4 protein-coding genes are annotated in these 1,971 nt (G+C 47.4%); all 4 read right to left on the reverse strand.

Going from position 1 to position 1,971, the window contains the following annotated elements; genetic code table 11:
- Positions 1 to 239: 239 nt before the first annotated feature.
- Positions 240 to 782: a hypothetical protein gene (locus tag H0Z19_RS11910; RefSeq protein ID WP_290726908.1), complete on the reverse strand. Its 543-nt coding sequence runs from the start codon at positions 780 to 782 to the stop codon at positions 240 to 242.
- A 10-nt stretch (positions 783 to 792) separates the two neighbouring features.
- Positions 793 to 948 carry a hypothetical protein gene (locus H0Z19_RS11915; RefSeq protein WP_290726384.1) on the reverse strand — a complete coding sequence of 52 codons (156 nt, stop codon included), beginning with the start codon at positions 946 to 948 and terminating at the stop codon, positions 793 to 795.
- 348 nt (positions 949 to 1,296) lie between these two features.
- On the reverse strand, positions 1,297 to 1,506 hold the full coding sequence (locus H0Z19_RS11920; protein WP_290726910.1) for a hypothetical protein: 210 nt from the start codon (positions 1,504 to 1,506) through the stop codon (positions 1,297 to 1,299).
- Positions 1,507 to 1,511: 5 nt separating this feature from the next.
- A complete protein-coding gene (locus H0Z19_RS11925) occupies positions 1,512 to 1,868 on the reverse strand; it encodes a hypothetical protein (RefSeq protein WP_290726912.1) in 357 nt (118 codons plus the stop codon).
- Positions 1,869 to 1,971 lie beyond the last annotated feature (103 nt).

Raw genomic sequence — 1,971 nt, forward strand, 5'->3', positions numbered from 1 at the left:
ATATTTCATCCCTCCTTTTTTGCCGTCTTTTTTACGAGCATGTCTCCCACCTTTGAGATTTTCCAGCCGTTCATTTTTTGCCCCTCCGTATTTGTCTTCGCTATCTATTATACACTTATCCTTTATAAACTTTTCTATCTGCATTATCCCTGTCCCTTCGTCTCCGACAAATATGTTATTTATCAGAATAAATTATTATATTAATAATTAATTTCTAAGAGAAAGAGTAAAAAAGAGGATTATTCCAGCCGGCTGACGGTCCATCCCAATACCCCCCGCTGAGTATCCGGGTAGATGACCAGCCCAAGGTCGCGGGAGATGAGCGCCCGTTCTCCATTATATTCTGCCTCGTTGAACCAGTTGGTTATCAGCGTTTCCGCTTTGTGCTTCATCCCGTCCCCTGGCGGGACGCCGAGCCGGCGGAACAGATAGACCAGCTTGATTCTTTCGCCCGGCTTCAGCACGTCGGCGAACTCTGCCCGCATCGCCTCAATCTGTTTCTGCTTCTTTACCCTATATGCCGACTCCCCATCCAGCCGCGCCTGCAGTTGCTCTATCTGCGCGCGCATCTCTTCAACGAGCTTTTTCAGCTCGGCATTTTCTTTCTCCAGCTGTTCAAGCCTCATCTTGTCCACGACGTCGCCTTTGTGGACGGCCCAGAGGGACATTATCAGTTTCCCCCAGCTCTGCCGCCCCCTTGCTGCGTCCATTTCAGCCTTCACGCTGCCCTCGATAACGGCGGTGATGATTTTCGGGTCGGTGTATTCAGCCCGGCGAGCCATTGCCCTCGCCTCACTCTTTCACCCTGTCCATTAGCCAGCGGAGGTATTCGCCGCGGGTCATAGCTTTGGCCAGGCGCCTGCGCTCGAACTCTTCTATCGTCTTTTCATCCGTGCTTATGGTCATCACCTTCGCTCCACCCGGGTACTTCTTCGGTCTGCCCATCATAGTTCACCTCAGATTATATTTTGATATTTTATTTAAAAACTTTTCTCTCACTGCGCCTGCAGCCTCTATGCTTTGTTATTGCTTTATTTTACAGAATAAATTATTATATTAATAATTAATTTCTAAGAGAAAGAGTAAAGAGTAGAAAGGTTAAGCCTGGGCTGAGGGTATGAGCTAAATATGATATATATAAGAATAAATTATTATATTAATAATTAATTTCTTACAAAGTGGGTAAAAGTCTAACGCTTTATGACCGAGGTATAAGATTAAATATCTATTATCCCCCAATAGAATTAATTTGATTTTAAGAATTTTTAAGCTTTTTATAAAAAAGAAGAAAAAAACTCACTCTTCTTCCAGCTCGATACGTGCACGCGGCGCGGCCCTGAGCTCCTGCTCAATCTGCTCTATTAGCTCATATGCCTGCTTGACCTCCTCGCACGCTCTTACTGAGTCAGCGATATGGAAGTGGTACAACGCATTGCTCAGATGTTTTTTTAGCTGACGCCACTCGTCGATTACGTCCTGTGTTATAAGTCCGATTTCTCTGCTCATTCCCTTCACCCGACGTTGTAGTCAAATAGCTCTTCCTCTTCAACCCTCTTTTCCTTGCGCTTCTTTATCGCATAGAGCAGTATCCCCGCGTAGTTGATTAAGTCCTTTACTGTGTCCTCAATGCGCTCGTCCTTAACAGCGAAGTCGCCACGCTTTAGAAAGTTCGCCAGCCGGGCGTACTTATCGCTCAGCCTGACAAAGATAGCCCTTTCAGTCTCGACGATGCCGAGCTCCTCAACGAGGCGGAAGTTTGAAAGCGGGTCGTCGTCGGTCGCGTAGTCGGTGTTTTTTAGCTCCACGATATCGAGAGCCTCAGCATAGAGGCCTTTCAGAAAGTCCACGAGCTCGTCCTGTGGTGTCATAGTTCTGCCTCCACGACGCTCAGATACAACCTATACGCGGCCTTTGGGAGTGCCTTCCCGAACTCTTCCTGCACCTCGGCCGCAATCGCCGGCATCGCCACCT

Origin of the sequence: Archaeoglobus sp. (assembly GCF_017656475.1) — an archaeon.
GTDB lineage: Archaea > Halobacteriota > Archaeoglobi > Archaeoglobales > Archaeoglobaceae > Archaeoglobus.

Excerpts from the sequence above, each read along its gene's own strand:
- H0Z19_RS11920 (WP_290726910.1), bottom strand. The coding sequence starts at position 1,506 with ATGAGCAGAGAAATCGGACTTATAACACAGGACGTAATCGACGAGTGG.
- H0Z19_RS11915 (WP_290726384.1), bottom strand. The coding sequence starts at position 948 with ATGATGGGCAGACCGAAGAAGTACCCGGGTGGAGCGAAGGTGATGACC.
- H0Z19_RS11910 (WP_290726908.1), bottom strand. The coding sequence starts at position 782 with ATGGCTCGCCGGGCTGAATACACCGACCCGAAAATCATCACCGCCGTT.
- H0Z19_RS11925 (WP_290726912.1), bottom strand. The coding sequence starts at position 1,868 with ATGACACCACAGGACGAGCTCGTGGACTTTCTGAAAGGCCTCTATGCT.